Annotated in this window: 15 protein-coding genes, 3 tRNA genes and 1 pseudogene; 12 read left to right on the top strand and 7 right to left on the bottom strand. The window is 61.4% G+C overall.

Going from position 1 to position 15,986, the window contains the following annotated elements:
• Nucleotides 1–215: 215 nt before the first annotated feature.
• The 3 genes and pseudogenes from AC1TQG_RS17095 to AC1TQG_RS17085 all read right to left on the bottom strand — a co-directional run.
• Nucleotides 216–491 (bottom strand): annotated as a pseudogene (locus AC1TQG_RS17095) (transposase); the annotation flags it as partial.
• A 168-nt stretch (nucleotides 492–659) separates the two neighbouring features.
• Nucleotides 660–1,979 carry a cutinase family protein gene (locus tag AC1TQG_RS17090; RefSeq protein ID WP_482138890.1) on the bottom strand — a complete coding sequence of 440 codons (1,320 nt, stop codon included), beginning with the start codon at nucleotides 1,977–1,979 and terminating at the stop codon, nucleotides 660–662.
• 978 nt (nucleotides 1,980–2,957) lie between these two features.
• Nucleotides 2,958–5,075 (bottom strand): bifunctional copper resistance protein CopD/cytochrome c oxidase assembly protein, encoded by a 2,118-nt coding sequence (locus tag AC1TQG_RS17085; protein ID WP_482138888.1) that lies wholly within the window; start codon nucleotides 5,073–5,075, stop codon nucleotides 2,958–2,960.
• Between the two features lie 88 nt (nucleotides 5,076–5,163).
• On the opposite strand from AC1TQG_RS17085, the gene AC1TQG_RS17080 reads away from it, so the two are divergent.
• Nucleotides 5,164–5,237: transfer RNA gene (locus AC1TQG_RS17080), tRNA-Arg, on the top strand.
• Between the two features lie 44 nt (nucleotides 5,238–5,281).
• Here the strand turns inward: AC1TQG_RS17080 and AC1TQG_RS17075 are convergent.
• Nucleotides 5,282–5,551: a hypothetical protein gene (locus AC1TQG_RS17075; RefSeq protein WP_482138886.1), complete on the bottom strand. Its 270-nt coding sequence runs from the start codon at nucleotides 5,549–5,551 to the stop codon at nucleotides 5,282–5,284.
• Nucleotides 5,552–5,620: 69 nt separating this feature from the next.
• Here AC1TQG_RS17075 and AC1TQG_RS17070 point away from each other — a divergent pair, with 69 nt between their 5' ends.
• The gene (locus tag AC1TQG_RS17070; protein WP_482138884.1) at nucleotides 5,621–6,085 is read left to right on the top strand and encodes a DUF6188 family protein; all 465 of its coding nucleotides are present in this window, start codon (nucleotides 5,621–5,623) and stop codon (nucleotides 6,083–6,085) included.
• An 18-nt stretch (nucleotides 6,086–6,103) separates the two neighbouring features.
• Here AC1TQG_RS17070 and AC1TQG_RS17065 read toward each other — a convergent pair whose 3' ends face one another.
• The gene (locus AC1TQG_RS17065; RefSeq protein WP_482138883.1) at nucleotides 6,104–6,796 is read right to left on the bottom strand and encodes a lysophospholipid acyltransferase family protein; all 693 of its coding nucleotides are present in this window, start codon (nucleotides 6,794–6,796) and stop codon (nucleotides 6,104–6,106) included.
• Between the two features lie 37 nt (nucleotides 6,797–6,833).
• Here AC1TQG_RS17065 and AC1TQG_RS17060 point away from each other — a divergent pair, with 37 nt between their 5' ends.
• The 7 genes from AC1TQG_RS17060 (at nucleotide 6,834) to AC1TQG_RS17030 (ending at nucleotide 12,368) form a co-directional block, all read left to right on the top strand.
• Nucleotides 6,834–7,403, top strand: coding sequence for a TetR/AcrR family transcriptional regulator (locus tag AC1TQG_RS17060; protein ID WP_482138881.1), 570 nt, complete (start codon nucleotides 6,834–6,836; stop codon nucleotides 7,401–7,403).
• 121 nt (nucleotides 7,404–7,524) lie between these two features.
• Complete coding sequence (locus AC1TQG_RS17055; protein ID WP_482138879.1) at nucleotides 7,525–8,070, top strand: PadR family transcriptional regulator; 546 nt, start codon at nucleotides 7,525–7,527, stop codon at nucleotides 8,068–8,070.
• Nucleotides 8,071–8,120: 50 nt separating this feature from the next.
• Entirely contained in the window at nucleotides 8,121–10,166 is a 2,046-nt protein-coding gene (locus AC1TQG_RS17050; RefSeq protein ID WP_482138878.1) for an FAD-dependent oxidoreductase, read from the top strand.
• 20 nt (nucleotides 10,167–10,186) lie between these two features.
• Nucleotides 10,187–10,693 (top strand): nitroreductase/quinone reductase family protein, encoded by a 507-nt coding sequence (locus AC1TQG_RS17045; RefSeq protein ID WP_482138876.1) that lies wholly within the window; start codon nucleotides 10,187–10,189, stop codon nucleotides 10,691–10,693.
• Nucleotides 10,694–10,735: 42 nt separating this feature from the next.
• Nucleotides 10,736–11,539 (top strand): mycolate reductase, encoded by an 804-nt coding sequence (gene cmrA / locus AC1TQG_RS17040; RefSeq protein WP_482138874.1) that lies wholly within the window; start codon nucleotides 10,736–10,738, stop codon nucleotides 11,537–11,539.
• Nucleotides 11,540–11,608: 69 nt separating this feature from the next.
• On the top strand, nucleotides 11,609–12,208 hold the full coding sequence (gene orn / locus AC1TQG_RS17035) for an oligoribonuclease (RefSeq protein WP_482138872.1): 600 nt from the start codon (nucleotides 11,609–11,611) through the stop codon (nucleotides 12,206–12,208).
• 84 nt (nucleotides 12,209–12,292) lie between these two features.
• Nucleotides 12,293–12,368: transfer RNA gene (locus tag AC1TQG_RS17030), tRNA-His, on the top strand.
• Nucleotides 12,369–12,629: 261 nt separating this feature from the next.
• Here AC1TQG_RS17030 and AC1TQG_RS17025 read toward each other — a convergent pair.
• Nucleotides 12,630–13,862: a L,D-transpeptidase gene (locus tag AC1TQG_RS17025; protein ID WP_482138871.1), complete on the bottom strand. Its 1,233-nt coding sequence runs from the start codon at nucleotides 13,860–13,862 to the stop codon at nucleotides 12,630–12,632.
• A gap of 249 nt (nucleotides 13,863–14,111) precedes the next feature.
• On the opposite strand from AC1TQG_RS17025, the gene AC1TQG_RS17020 reads away from it, so the two are divergent.
• Nucleotides 14,112–14,184, top strand: a tRNA-Lys gene (locus AC1TQG_RS17020).
• Between the two features lie 215 nt (nucleotides 14,185–14,399).
• Here the strand turns inward: AC1TQG_RS17020 and AC1TQG_RS17015 are convergent.
• Nucleotides 14,400–14,621, bottom strand: a complete 222-nt coding sequence (locus tag AC1TQG_RS17015) for a DUF3618 domain-containing protein (RefSeq protein ID WP_482138870.1) — start codon at nucleotides 14,619–14,621, stop codon at nucleotides 14,400–14,402.
• Between the two features lie 144 nt (nucleotides 14,622–14,765).
• On the opposite strand from AC1TQG_RS17015, the gene bcp reads away from it, so the two are divergent.
• Both bcp and AC1TQG_RS17005 read left to right on the top strand, forming a co-directional pair.
• Complete coding sequence (gene bcp, locus AC1TQG_RS17010; protein WP_482138868.1) at nucleotides 14,766–15,239, top strand: thioredoxin-dependent thiol peroxidase; 474 nt, start codon at nucleotides 14,766–14,768, stop codon at nucleotides 15,237–15,239.
• Nucleotides 15,240–15,257: 18 nt separating this feature from the next.
• Entirely contained in the window at nucleotides 15,258–15,971 is a 714-nt protein-coding gene (locus AC1TQG_RS17005) for a TetR/AcrR family transcriptional regulator (protein WP_482138866.1), read from the top strand.
• The last annotated feature ends 15 nt before the right edge of the window (nucleotides 15,972–15,986 follow it).

Here is a 15,986-nt window from a genome sequence, read left to right as displayed (position 1 = left end):
CCGGCAGAGGCCCATCACCCTTGATAGCAACGTCGCAACATCACCATGAAGTTCCCGGGCACCTCGAGTGGGCGCGCGAGCGTCTCGAACCAGGCGAGGATGCCTGGAACGAACGTTCCGATCAGGGCTTGGTGAGTGCCGCTGTCAAACATGTACCGGCGGGACGCCAACCTCTTGAGCAGAGCACTTCCGGATGTTCACTTTGAAATCATGCTCTTCGACAGGTACACAACGGCCTGGCGCATCACCTCGACTTCCTGCTCGAGCTCTTTGATCCTCTTGCGTGCTTCCCGCAACCCAGCAGCGCCGTCGTCGACGGATTCTGATGTCGGTCCGTTGATACGGTCCTCGCGGTCGGCGATCTTGATCCACCGCTTCAAACACGTTTCAGAAATCCCGAAATCCCTCGCGACCTGACGCACTGAAGCCTCACCATTGCGAGCGACTGAGATCACCTCGCGGCGAAACTCATTCGGATATGGCTTGGGCATGACAACCGTCCTTTCAACGCGAGATGGATCTCACGCGTGAAACAAACCGGAAGAAGTTCCCATCGTCCGGTGCGGTTCGTTGTCGGTCACGATCCCAACGACGATCCGAGCTCTGTCGATGAACAGGAACATGTGTTTTCGTTGCATTCAGTCCGAAATCATTGGCGCTCATGGCAATCCCTGAATATTCGGCAAGACATCACCTATCGCCGGTGGCACCTGATCAGCGACCGCAGTCGACAGAGCGTCACCGACGGCAGTCACGACACCACCGACAGACGACGCGGCATCATTCACTGCAGATACGGCATCACCCACCGCAGACCCGATATCATCGACGACCGCAATGGCGTCTTCGGCTACAGGTGGGACAGCATCAGACACCACATCCGGCACATCGACCACCGGCGGTGAGATATCAGCCACCGCAGGCACAGCAACACCGCCTGTAGATGGCGCAGTATCCGACCCCGGGGGCGAGACATCGGCCACCGAAACATCTGGCACAGCAGACGGCACATCGGTAGCCACCGCAGGCACCACATCCGGCACAGCAGACGGCACATCTGCAGCCGCCGCGGGCAGAGCATTGATGACTGCAGCCACAATGTCATTCCAGCCGGCCACCGCCCAGTCAGGTACCGGAGGCGGAATATAGTTGGTCACCTCAGTCGGTAATGCTGCGTCCAGCACAGGAGGGAGAAAGTCGCCAATCCGAGTCGGTATATAGGGTCCATCCAACGGCCGAATAGGCGCATGAGGCACCAACTGCCGCGTCAAAGGATCAAGGTCACGTAGATTTGGAACATCCCAGGGCACAGGATAAGACGGAAGTACCGGGTCGGCACATGGCGCTGGATAGGCGTGCTGCGCCTGGCAATACGTACCGATTGCACGTTCGACAAATGTCAATGGATCCTTCAACGGATTCACCGCCGAACAATAGAGGTCGCGCAGGTTGCAAATCTCGACAATTGCCGGACCTCCCGGCGGCGCTACCCGCCAACCGGTAAAAGTGAAGCCAGGGATGAAAGTGGGCAGGATACCCAAGATTCCAGCGCCCTCCGGCCCGGGCAGTCGTTTCGGATTGCCCTCGGTGATACAGGTCGTGTTCCTGCCATCCAATCGGTCGCACACATCCGAGACAACAATGGCTCCGAGCGAGTATCCGATGATGGTCACACCCGAACCCGGACATCTGGCTCGGAACGAGTTGACGGCATTCGTCAAGTTTTCGGTACCGATCCGAATGGATTCATCAGCCGATACATTGCCGGCTACCGGCGAAATACTCGCTGGATAGATGATATTGGTACGGGGTCCGGCTGGAACATTCGGCACGTTCACGCTGTTCGGATCCCCGGTCCCACCGACCACGAAGTTTTGCGAGGCCGGACACACCTGGGCATTTGCCGCAGGCACCTGGATGACATGAAAAACGAGAAACGTTAACAGAGCTCCGATTACAGCAGGAATTAGTCGCCTCATCGAGGTTCACCTACGATTCGTACAGAGTTTGAATGATGATGCGTGGTCCGGTGAATATCACCGGCACGCTTACGCACTCGCGGCCAGTTGCAGAAGCCCGAGTATTCAAATGGGAGATTCCCCGCAGTCGCCAGGACTTATCCAAGCCTGACACAGTGGTCCTACACAGCTGTGCACAAAGTCCCGATGCCAGCCGCCGAGACCCGCCTTCCTATGACAGGTGTTGCGCGACTTCAAGACTGGACAAGGACTTGACTGTGAGGATCACACCACTTGAATACTAGACCCTCGCCTGGTCCACGGCTAGGTCCTCGCCTACCTACACCAATCCACGGCTTCATGTCCGACGATCGGCGAATTAGGGCTGCGGCAAGCGCAGTGTGCAGATGTGGCGACATCGCTCCACCATGAAACATCCACTACTGCTTGACCATTGGAGCCCTCGACCTGGCTGCACCTGAGACCGACAGCAGACCCCGAACCTTGGCTGTCGCTCGTTTGCCGACGGCGCCCACGTCATCAAATGGTGGTCACATGCGCCTAGGCCTATCGAAAGACACTGGCCGCGTTGACCAAATGCAGGGCCTTCACGTGGTAGCCAGATGCACATGCCCGCGCATTCATTGATCAACTCAATACTATTGCTGCAGAGCAGAATTCATGGACAACAGACACCTTGTTCCAGAAGAGCGAGGCCCGAGGCACGCGTTCATGCACAAGCAGATATTGAGTCCGGCGTACCTACGCATAGGTTCGTAGTGGGCAAATCAACCTTTCGCGACAATCCCAGGGAAGGTGGAATGGACGGGGCCGATGGCCTTTTGGCATTTTCTCGGAAGGCCTTTGTAATCACGAAATATACTGCACCACATACGAATTATGTGCGATTTGTCCCTTGCCTCATCTCGGCATGAGAACGAGACTCTCTAATAGTGGACCGACCGGAGTGCTGAGGAGAGTCGAGCTTCTAGGCCGCACCTAGTTGGGGGTTACCCGCGGGCTGCCCGGAGTGGGTTCGCTCGAATCTTGGTCCCCGGACTCATCAGGTACCGGCTTCTCCCCAACCGTGCCCGTTGCGACGACCGACTCGGGTTCGTCTGCCCTGGCCATCTGTTTCAACATCGCGTTGTAGCCGGCCAACTCGGCGTCTTCGTCACGATCGGCTCGCCGGTCGAACTGGCGAGCCTGTCGTAGGTCCTGGCGACTCCATTGCACCAACAGGGCCAGCATGACCAACACGAGCGGAATCTCTCCGGCCGCCCAGGCGATCCCGCCGCCCAACCGTTGATCGCTCATCAGATCGGGGTTCCACGGCAGCATCAGGCTCTGGTAATAGCTGCGGGCGATCACGTTGTCGGTGCTCATCAGCGCCACACCGAAGAAGGCGTGGAAAGGCAACGAGCCGAACACCATTGCGAGCTTGGCAACCGGCGACAACGTTCGTGGTGCCGGGTCGATCCCGATGACCACCCAGTAGAAGAGGTATCCACTGACGATGAAGTGGAAGTTCATCGCGACGTGCGCGGCGTGATAGTCGACAAGCTTCTCGAACAGTCCACCCAGGTACAGGACGTAATAACTGCCGACAAAGAGCACCGACGCCACCAGCGGATGCGTGATGAACCGCGAGTACGGACTGTGCAGGATGGCCAAGATCCACTCCCGCGGTCCCGGCGGCGCGCTCTTTCCGGCCGGCCGCAGAGCCCGCAACGCCAACGTCATCGGGCCACCGAGGACCAGTAGAACCGGCGTCAGCATCGAGAGCGTCATGTGCGCGATCATGTGCAGGCTGAACATCGCAGGCGCATATTTGCCGAGCCCGGATGAGGTGGCGAACAACAGCGCAGCGCAGCCCAGGATCCAGGCGATCGTCCGACCGATCGGCCACGCATCACCGCGACGGCGCAAGCGGATCACGCCGCGCAGGTAGACGACGGCCATGACAATCGCCAGGGTTCCGAACAGCAGGTCGAACCGCCAGTCGAGGAAGATCCGCGCGAATGTGGGTTCGTGATCGATTCGGTAGCCAAGAAGCAGTTCGGCAGCGGGCATGTTCGAGGGGTTGGCGTTGACCGGAGGAGGCGTCCGCGACAGTCCCACGGCGATACCGAATGTTGCCGCGAACACGAGCAACTCGACTACGGCAAACCGGATCAGCGGACGCCGGTTATCGTCCTTCTCCATCGCCGGGATGCTGGCCTTCCGGTGCCACGCACCCAATCCACCCAGGACGACCAGCGCCACGATCTTGGCCAGGACCAATTGCCCGTAAGTCTCGGTGAACAGCTGATCGACCTTCACCCGGATCAGCGCATTGATGACGCCACTGGCCCCGACAACGATGAACGTCCAGAACGCGACACGGGAGTATCGAGTGATCGCGAGCAGCGTGTAGCGCCCGGCGCCGCGGGCGTAGATCAGGACCGCGAAGAGTCCTCCCATCCACAGACAGGCGCCGACCAGGTGCAGGATCAGACTGTTCGTGGCGACGTCGTGGCTACCGCCGGTCGACGAATGCCCCGCCAGAGCGGTCGGCATCAACGTCAGGATCGCCAGGGGCAACACGATCAGGGTCCACGTCCATCGCAGGGCGATCCGCGCGACGATCGCACAGATCACCGCAAAGATGGCGGTCCACAACCAGGACCGCGCGTCCGCGACCTGATCAAATGCCGAGATGATCCGATCGGGACTCAATGTCTCCGACAGCGGATACCCCGACGTGTCCGAGATGGTCAGCGGGATCATCAGCAGAGCCGCCACCGCCCAGATCAGGGCGCCGACCGACGCGAACTTGATCGCCCGATACCCGCCAACGTCGAGGACGCCGTCAGATTGTGGCGGCACGAAGAATGCCGCGAACAATGCGCCGCCGACTGCGATCACTGCGCCGATCTCACCGATGGTCTGAACGGTGGGCAGCCCGTACCGCGTCAGTGTCCCCGGATCTCCGACACCGGCGAGATCAAGTGCGTCGCCGGCGGAGATTGCGGTGACCGCCACCGCAACGGCGGCTGCCACCCAGGCCAACACCCAGCCAATGCTTGCCGCAGCACTGCGACGGATATCAATCGAATCGGGGCTGGGTGTACTCACCCCTCCAGGGTAGGCACCGGCCGACTGTGACTCGCGTCCGCCTGTGTTCGACCGTGCCGATATACTCACCTGCGCCGGCCATCGGCACGCCTCCGTAGCTCAGGTGGATAGAGCAAGAGCCTTCTAATCTCTAGGTCGCAGGTTCGAGTCCTGCCGGGGGCACCTGGTTTTTGCTTGCACGGACACCTGCCCAACCGGGCAGGTGTTCAGTCCTCAGGAAGCGCCGCGAAGGCCTTCTTTGTGCTTCGGTACCAACCCAATCCAGCGACGGGTCGCTTCCACCTGCCCTGCATTTCCTTCAGCGCACCTTCGTGGGTTGCATCGCCTTTCTCCACCATTTCTTTCAAATGGCGGTCTTGGGCGTGGATCACGTCGTCCGCCTTGTCGCCACGGAGTTCAATCTCGCATGGCCCACCCAGTTGCTTACATGTCATCGTTTTCATGGCTTCAAGACCTCCCAGGTCTGGCGTGGACATTGCTTGGTTGATGTCCTACCGGCGACGTTATCTGCGGTTTCGCCACCCGCGCTTCTCGATTCCTGATCGATGCGGTTGGGTCACCGACCGGCGGATGTTACCGTCGAATGTGACGTCCGACACACGGAGGCTTCGATGCAACTGTGGATTCAAGGTCACACAGTGGAACGACTCACGTTCGACGACACTCTGACGTTCTTCTTCAACGACCACTGCGAGTTGGTGTTGTGGACGCCGTTCTGGTTGACGTCTCCCCCGATCGGCGGACTCGGTGTCGAACACCACGGCATCAACCCGGCGAAGGTCATCGACGAGCAGCGACCACTCTTCACAATGCTGGGCAATCGGGCCGACGTCGTGGAATGCAACGACGACGGCGACCTGCACATCGGATTCGGGGATGGCAGCGCCATCGACCTGCCGAGCCACCCGGAGCAGCCGTCCTGGGAACTCTTCGCCAAACGGTACGGATACGCCACGTGTGAAAAGACCGGTCAGATCCGCATCATCGAACACAATCACGCAACCACCTGAGCCGGGATTCCGCGCCGGTCAGGCGACGTCTCGGCGCGGTGGGGTTTCGACCCACGATTTCGCATACTCGTCGACGTACTCCTGCCCACTGTGTTGGGCAAGGATCCGCATCAACGCATCAGTCGCACCGCGATAGTCGCCGGTCGCCGCATACGGCGAGAGATCGAACGGGGGCAGTATCTCGACGACCACCCGGCCACGGCGCCACCACCTCACACCCGCCACCGGCCGAGTCCCGGTGATCGCCACCGGGACAACTGATATCCCGTTGGCAATAGCCACTCTCGCGACTCCCGTCCGACCCCGATACAAGCGCCCATCTGGCGATCGGGTTCCCTCCGGATGTATCCCCCACACCTTCCCGCCGCGCACGATAGATGTTGCCGCCGACATGGCCGATGACGCCGCGTGCCCACCTGTCCGGTCCACCGGGATCTGCCCCAGTGCGGTGAAAAACCAGCTCTGGAGGCGTCCCACCATCCCGGTACGGGTGAAGTAGTCCGACTTGGCAAGGAAGAAGACCTGCCTGCGGGCAGCCAGTGTGAGGTAGAAGGAGTCGATCACGGCCAAGTGATTGGCGGCGACGATCGCCGGACCTGTCGACGGAACATTGTGGCGACCAACAATTTTCGGCCGCCCGAGTACATACAGCACCGGACCGACCAGAACATGGCGACAAACCCGATAGGCGACCGCACCCGTAAGCGACATAGACAGTGTCTACCCCAGTGCAGTAGACACTGTCTATATGAGCGAAGAGTCCACCCACGACCTACTGGTGCGAGCCGGGATCGAGCTACTGGAAGAAGCAGGCACCGCGGACATCAGCCTCCGGGCGATTGCCCGGCGAGCAGGCGTTTCTCATGGCGCACCCCGTCGATGGTTCCCAACGCACCGCATGCTCCTCGCCTCCATAGCCGAGGTCGGTCTGAACGATCTCGCCGCTGCACTCCAGTCCGCAGCCCTCCAACCCTCAGAAACTCCGACGAACGCGATCAATCAAGTTGCAAAGTCGTACATTTCGTTCGCCACGCTTCGACCGGCGATGTTCACCCTCATATTTCGCCACGACCTCTTGGAGGGGTCGGGCAGACAATTGCGCAACACCTCCCGCCCGATGTTCGATCAACTTGTCACGCTGATTCGCCAATCAGCAGCCACCGCGGAACCCGAGATCGCCGCCGCGACATTGTGGGCGGGCATCCACGGCATCGCGGTCCTGTCAGCGTCAGGATCACTCGAACTGACAACCTCCGGCATCCCGGTCGATGAGCTCATCCGCCGTGTCGTCTCGGGCGCGATCAGCACAGCGCACTGAACATTGAGTCTCCTCGAGCTCATGGCGGTATGAACTGGATCAACATGCAGGTCGCCCATATGAACTTCTGGGTATATGAACACCATTGCATAGTGCCGCGTTGCATGGGTATTGTGCAGAGGTGGCACTCGAACACGCGATCATGACCTCGCTTGCCGAGCGACCGGGCACCGGCTACGAAATCGGCCAACAGTTCAGCCGGTCGATCGGCCACTTCTGGTCTGCCACACACCAGCAGATCTATCGGACGCTCAAGAAGCTCCATTCCGATGAATTGGTCAGCTTCGAGTCAGTTGCGCAGGACGGCAGGCCAGACAAAAAGGTCTACACGCTCTCCGCGAAAGGCCGAGCCGCACTGAGCGATTGGGTCGGGGCACCCACCGAGCCCCAACAACTCCGCGACGAATTGGGCGTGAAGATCAGGGCCGCCGAAGCCGCGGATCTGCCGCAGCTGATCAGTGAATTGCGGCGCCAACGATCCCTGCACGAAGAACGCCTCCGCCTCTACCAAGAGTTCGAAAAGAACGACTTTCCCGATCCGAGCGCACTGAACTTGCGCAAACTCAAACAACACCTCGTGCTGCGTGGTGGCGTGCGCATCGAAGCCGGCTTCATCGACTGGTGCGACGAAGTGATCGCCGCACTCGAAGGTGTCCTCGACTCGTAGTCCCACAGCCGACAACACGGCCAGCCCCCGTGACGAAGGAAGGTCTTGCAATGACAACTCCATACCCGAAGCTGTTCGAGCCGTTGACGATCAACAAAACCGTCCTGAAGAACCGAATCATCATGGGATCGATGCACACCGGTCTCGAAGATCGCATCTGGGACACCGACAAGCTGGCGGCCTACTACGCCGAACGCGCGCGCGGCGGCGCCGGCCTGATCATCACCGGCGGCATCGCGCCGACCCGCGCCGGACTTCTCCTGCCCTTCGGCAGCAAACTCACCAACAAGGTCGACGTCATCCGGCACCGGCGTCTGACCAACGCCGTGCACAAAGAGGGCGGCAAGATCGCGATGCAGATCCTGTACGCCGGTCGCTACGGATACACCCCCCTGAAGTTCAGTGTCGGCTGGGAGAAGTCACCGGTTCACCCCTTCCGGCCGATCAAGATGAACGATGCGCTCATCAAGCACGCCATCTGGTCGTACGGTCGCTGCGCAAAACTCGCCAGGGACGCGGGATACGACGGCATCGAGATCATGGGCGGCGAGGGCTACCTGCTCAACACATTCCTCTGCAAGCGCACCAACAACCGCACCGACAAGTGGGGCGGCAGTACGGAGAACCGACAGCGGATCGTCGTCGAGATCGCGAAGGAGATCCGCAAAAAGACCGGCCCCGATTTCATGGTGATCATGCGCCAGTCGATCGCCGACCTGGTCAAAGACGGCCAGACGTGGGACGAGATCGCCCTGCTGGCACGCAAACTCGAGGCCGCAGGCGTCGACGCCATCAACACCGACATCGGCTGGCATGAGGCGCAGGTACCCACCATCGTCACGTCGGTTCCGCGTGGCGCGTTTGTCGGCTACACCGAGCGCTTGCGCGAAGAGGTGTCGATCCCACTGATCGCATCGAACCGGATCAACACACCTGAACTCGGCGAAGAGATCCTCGAAGGCGGACGGGTCGACGCCATCTCGATGGCCCGACCACTGCTCGCCGACCCGGAGTTCGCCAACAAGGCACAGGCGGGCCGCGGCGACGAGATCAACACCTGCATCGCATGCAACCAGGCTTGCCTCGACCACGCGTTCGTCGGCAAAAAAGTGTCATGCCTGCTCAATCCACGCGCCGGGCGCGAGACCGAATTGATCCTCGGCGCCACCCGCAAGGCCAAACGTGTGGCAGTGGTCGGCGCCGGCCCCGCCGGACTCTCGGCAGCCGTCGCCGCCGCCCAGCGCGGCCACAACGTCCACCTTTTCGAGGCAGGCGAACACATCGGCGGCCAGTTCTCGATCGCGGCCAGGATCCCGGGCAAAGAAGAGTTCGCCGAGACCATCCGCTACTACAAACGGCAACTCGAAGTCACCGGCGTGCAGGTACACCTGGGTACCTGGATCAGCGCCGACGAACTCATCGAGCAAAAGTTCGACGACGTCATCGTCGCCACCGGTGTCACACCTCGGATGCCGAACATCCCGGGCATCGACCACCCGAAGGTGCTGTCGTACGCCGATGCCGTCCTCGGTCGCGGTGCGATCGGCAAGACCGTTGCGGTGATCGGCGCGGGTGGAATCGGATTCGACGTCAGCGAGTTCCTCACCGTCGACGACTCCCCCACACTGAACATCAAGGAGTGGGAGCAGGAATGGGGCATCACCGACGACCTCACTGTTCCCGGGTTTGTCGGTAAGCCACGGCCAACTCCGGCCACCCGCAAGGTCTACCTCGTCCAGCGCAAGCCCGGAGGCCAAGGCAAGACCCTCGGCAAGACGTCCGGTTGGGTGCACCGCGCCACCATCAAAATGAAGGGCGTGGAACAGATTTCGGGCGCCGCCTACGACAAGATCGATGACGCCGGACTGCACCTGAGCTTCGCGCCGAAAGAAGAAGGTGGAGATCGCACCACCCGCATCCTCGACGTCGACACCGTCGTGGTCTGCGCCGGACAAGAATCGGTGCGCGAGCTGATCGACCCATTGACCGTCGGGGGTGTGAACACCCACGTGATCGGTGGCGCCGATGTGGCCGCCGAACTCGACGCCAAGCGGGCAATCCGCCAAGGTACCGAGGTCGCCGCGAGTATCGTCTGACCCCAGCGAGAGGGGTCGCGATGGCCACACCATTTCCGGATAGACGTTGGGGTTCCGAAGATTCCCGACTGAAATCGTTGGCGCTGGCTTTCGCGGCAACCTCCGCGGGATCGTTGATGATCCGAAAGCTCACGCCGATCGACCGACGGTTGATGAGCCGGACCAACGGCAAATACACAACACTCGGTCCGATCGGCGCTCCGACCATGTTGCTCACCACCATCGGCGCGAAGAGCGGCGAACGGCGAACGTCCCCTCTCATTTTCTACCGGGAGGATCCGGAATTGTTTGTGGTCGGCTCCAACTTCGGGCAAGCCCACCACCCCGCATGGACCGCCAACCTGCTGGCGAACCCGAATGCGTGGGTCAACATCGATGGAAGCGAAATCGAGGTCACCGCCACACCTCTCGAGGGTGCCGACAAACACCGGATCTTCCACGAGTTCGAGACCATGGCCAAGGTGTATCGGGTCTACAACGGTCGGACCTCCCGCGAACTGCGACTCTTTCGTCTGACCGCCGTATAACACTTGACCACCGGATGGCCGGACACCGTTACGATTTGCGCCATGGGTATTCCGCAGCCGTCGTTGTCCGCGCGCGCCGTCGTCACCGGGGCCTCGTCCGGTATCGGTGCCGCACTTGCCACCGAGTTGGCGCGCCGTGGACACGGACTGATCCTCGTCGCCCGTCGCGAAGAGATCCTGAAGTCCACCGCACTCGACCTCGGCGACAAGTTCGGTGTCGAGGTCGAAGTACGCGCCACAGACCTGTCCGACCCGGTCGCCACCACCGCACTTTGCGACGAATTGGCCGGGCGTGAGATCTCGATCCTGTGCAACAACGCGGGAATCGCAACATTCGGCGCACTCGCCGACCTGGATCCCGACTACGAACGAGCTCAGGTCCAACTGAATGCGGTGGCCGTCCACGACCTCACGTTGGCGGTCTTGCCGCAGATGGTCGGCCGGGGCTCAGGCGGTATCCTCATGGTCGGTTCGGCCGCGGGCAACATGCCCATCCCCCACAACGCCACGTACGCCGCAACAAAGGCATTCGTCAACACCTTGTCCGAGTCCTTGCGCGGCGAGGTCGCCGACCAAGGCGTACACGTGACGTTGCTGGCACCGGGACCCGTTCGCACCCAGACCCCTTCGCCGGAGGAAGCCAGCACCGTCGACCGGGTGGTTCCGGACTTCCTCTGGAACTCGAGCGAGTACGTGGCGAAGCTGAGCCTGGATGCGCTGGAACGCAACAAGATGCGCGTGGTACCGGGCTTGTTGTCGAAGGCGATGTCGGTTGCGGGCGGCTACAGCCCACGTAAGTTCACCGCCCCTGTCGTCGGCGCCTTCTATCGCAAGTTCGGCGACTGACCGCCGGACCATCCGTCCACTCGGCCCACTGGCCTCGGGCAACGAGTATCGCTGAACTAGGGTGATGTGATGCAAGACAAACTTGTGTGGATCGACTGCGAGATGACCGGGCTGCAATTGGGCAGTGACAAACTCATCGAAATCGCAGCTCTGGTCACCGACAGCGAACTGAACATATTGGGCGACGGCGTAGACGTTGTCATCCATGCCGACGAAGACGCCCTGGCCGCGATGCCGGACGTCGTGAAGAAGATGCATGCCGCCTCCGGCCTGACCGAAGAGGTGCGGGCCTCCACGGTCACCCTCGAAGAGGCCGAGAAGATGGTGCTGGAGTACCTGCGCTCGCAGATCGGGTCTGCAGGCGCAGCACCCCTCGCCGGCAACTCCATCGCCACCGACCGCGGTTTCATCACCCGGGACATGCCGAAGCTCGACAGCTACCTGCACTACCGGATGGTGGATGTCAGCTCCATCAAGGAGTTGTGCAGGCGCTGGTACCCGAAGGTCTACTTCGGTCAGCCGCAGAAGGGCCTCGCGCACCGCGCGCTGGCCGACATCCGCGAATCCATCCGCGAGCTCAAGTACTACCGCGCAACGGTGTTCGTACCGCAGCCCGGACCGGACTCCCCAGCCATCGAAGAAGTGACAAAAACACTCGGTCCGGCCTGATGAACCGCAGGTCAGGAACCGATTGGAGTTTCTGCCCGGCATACCGCTAAAGTTAGTTCCGGTCCCGCTCAGCGGGTACCGATGGTGGGCGTAGTTCAGTTGGTAGAGCACCAGATTGTGATTCTGGCTGTCGCGGGTTCGAGTCCCGTCGTCCACCCCAATCAGAAACGGTCTATCGCGCTTCGGCGCGGTAGACCGTTTCTGCGTTAACGTCCCCCGCTCGCCCGGCCCCCGATTCCCCCGGCCCCGGCTTCGGTCCTCATTTCGCCGCAGCGGCCTTCGTTGTCCCACTGCGACACCCGACTTCGGGTTCGAGGGTTTCAGGGGCTCATATGACAAACGCCGGGCAGTAACCGTCTTTCGACGATCACCACCCGGCGTCAACGGTCCATGACAGGGACCAACCGGAGAGCAGCCCGACTCAGGCGTTGCCCTTCTTCCAGGTCGCCCAAGGGATGTTCCAGTCACCGAGGCCATCGGTGCCCGACAGCTCGGGACCGACCGTGTTCTTCACGGTGACGACGTCGCCGCGTAGCGAGTTCTGCACCCACCACAGGGCGTTGTCCGGGCTGACGTTCAGACAGCCGTGGCTGGTGTTCTCGCTACCCTGCGCGTAGACCGACCATGGCGCGGAGTGGATGTAGATACCGCTCCAGGACATCTGGGTCGCGTAGTCGACGTCGAGCTTGTATCCGGCCGGAGAGTTCACCGGAACGCCATAGGTCGACGAGTCCATCACGATCTCATCGAGACGGTCTCCGATGATGTACGTCCCGTTGTCCGTGGGTGTCGAATCCTTACCCATCGAAGTCGGCATGGTCTTGATGACCTCACCGTTCTCGGTGATGGTGATCGTCTTGGTGTTGTCGTCCGCAACAGCGATCAGTTCGCGGCCGATGGTGAAGTTCGTTTTGAGGTTTTCCTGACCGAACAGGCCGTCCCCGAGGTCGATTCCGTAAGTGTTGACCGCGACATCGACCTTGGTGCCGGGCTTCCAGAAGTTCTCCGGCCGCCAGCGCAGTTCGGTGTCACTGAGCCAATAGAACGCGCCCTCGGTCGGTGGATCGGTCTTGACTGTGATCGCGTCCTGGGCGGCCCTGCGGTTCGGGATCGACTCGTCGAAGCGAATCGAGACCGGCATTCCGACACCGACGGTCGAACCCTTCTCCGGCAGCAGATAGGCCTGGGTCAAGTTGTTCGGCGAGCTGGTCGTGAATGTCCGGCTCGACTGGGTCTTGCCGCCAATGCCTTTGGCGTCGGCGACGAGCGTGTACCGCTTGTTGTAACCGAACGAGCCCGCCGGGACCGTCCACGTCTTCTTGTCGTCCGACATGACACCCGGCACGACCACGCCGGCCGTGTTGGTGACCTTGACATCGGTCAGGCGACCATCGTTTGCGGTCACCTGCACGGGTGCACCCGGCGCGAAACCGACGTCGCCGTCGATGACGGGCTCGTTCGCCAAGCCGGTGACCTCGACCGCGGGCTGCAGCAGATCGTCGAACGGTGTTGTGCTGACCACCTGATCGCTGTACTTCGCGGGCTTGGGATCAGACGAGCATGCCGACGCGACACCCGCGAGTGTCACCAACAGAATCAACAGAACCGTGGGCGTACTCGCCCTCCGGGTCACAGAGGCCTGCCTGAACCCCATCACACTCCCAAGATCTGACTAAGGCCCGACGACGCGGGCAAGAAACTAACTAGGCGAAAGTGTACGTGTTAAACCCGACGTGCATGAAACAATAAACCGTCGATAATGTGACGCTCACTACACGAAGCCCGCTGCGGACCAGTGGTTTCCACGCCCTCGAGCCGGTCGACCAGGCGATTTTTATTTCCGAGGGTCGGCCTGATAGCGTTCTATCTCGCAAGACGAAGTGAAGAACAAGGCAAGAAGCAAGCGCCATTAGCTCAATTGGCAGAGCAGCTGACTCTTAATCAGCGGGTTCGGGGTTCGAGTCCCTGATGGCGCACAAGAGAGTTGAACCCCCAGGCAACTGGGGGTTTTTCTTTTGCCCGAACGACATTCGGCCGCAGTGATCCAACTACTGCACATCGCCGATCAGTGACACTTCATCGCGAGAAGTCCGCACATCCTCGGGTGGCCCGAAAACCACAAACGCCCACCAGGTGACCATTGGCCACCGAGCGGGCGTGCGAGGACGGCGGTGCCCCGCCGTTCATTCGTTCAGTTGACGATCTTCTTGATCACAATGGCGACGACGACCACGCCCACCGCGATCAGCGTCCCGGCAACCGCCGGTTTGCGGACGGTGGCCAGGACGGTCGCCTTGGCGTCATCGGCCAGGCGCTGAGGGTTGGCACGGGAGGCCAGCGCATCGAGTGTCCCCGCCAGTTCATCGCGGGCCCGCTCGATATCGCGTTCGATGCTGTCGGTGTCGCGTGCCACAGGTCCTCCATCGGTACAGTGCCGTCCTCGCCGCAGATTGTGGGCGTGGATCGGTCCGGTCAGGTCTTCTGCTCTACGGTAGTTCACCGACCATGTTGCACGTGTTGCGCCACACTGTTTACTTACTCGGCTAGCCTGAGTTCGATGACTGAGAACACACGCTTGGCTGTGGGCGACGACGCCCCCGATTTTTCCCTGCCCGATGCAGACGAGAACATCGTCTCCCTCGCGGACTACCGCGGTCGGCAGGTGATCGTCTACTTCTATCCGGCAGCGAGTACACCCGGTTGCACCAAGCAGGCCTGCGACTTCCGCGACAGCCTTGCCGAACTCAACACCGAGGGCATCGATGTCATCGGGATCTCGCCAGACAAGCCGGCCAAGCTCGCGAAATTCCGCGATGTGGAAAACCTGACGTTCCCGCTGCTGTCCGATGTGGACAAGTCGGTCCTGACGGCCTGGGGCGCGTTCGGTGAGAAGAAGATGTACGGCAAAACGGTGACCGGCGTGATCCGCTCCACCTTCCTCGTCGATGCGGACGGCAAAATCGCTGCCGCCCAATACAATGTGCGGGCCACCGGCCACGTGGCCAAGCTGCGCCGCGATCTCTCGGTCTGACCGGAGACAGGCTCGTTCATGGCGGATCGGCAGCCGGGCCCCGGACACGGAACCACTGGTGCACTGAAAACCAGTGCTCCGGGATCCGGTGCGTCCCGACTGCTCAGTGCCGAGCCGTTGGTCCCCCGCAAGCGACCAACGCAGCAACGTAGCCAGCTGCGTTTCGACGCGATGCTGGCCGCTGCACGGGAACTGCTCATCGAGGTCGGGTTCGAGTCACTGACCTGCGAACACATCGCAGCCCGCGCCGATGTCCCGATCGGCACCCTCTATCAGTACTTCGCGAACAAGTACGTGGTGGTCTGTGAGCTCGACAGAGAAGATGCTGCCGGGGTTCAGGATGAGCTGGCGACCTTTGCCGCGGAGATCCCGTCACTGGACTGGCCACGCCTGCTGGAGAAATTCATCGATCACCTCGCCCGACTCTGGCACGACGATCCGTCCCGGCGGGCCGTGTGGCTGGCCGTTCAGTCGACCCCGGCTACCCGAGCAACCGCGACAGTCCACGAACGCGCCCTGGCCGCCCAGGTGGCGCGCATCATCGCCCCGTTGACACCGCAGCGCGACCGCCGCGCCCTGATGTCGGAGTTGCTCGTACACACGGCGTATTCGCTGCTCAGTTTCTCGGTGCAGGAAGGCCACAACCATGCCGACACCGTGGCCGAACTCAAACTCATGCTCGGGCGGTACATGATGCTCGAAAACCCCGAAAGCCGCCAGACCACAGAGTGATCCGGCGGCTTTGCC

It is taken from the genome of Williamsia sp. Y844, from assembly GCF_056786475.1.
Note: the sequence above shows the minus strand (reverse complement) of the source record. Positions and strands in the feature narration are given on the sequence as shown.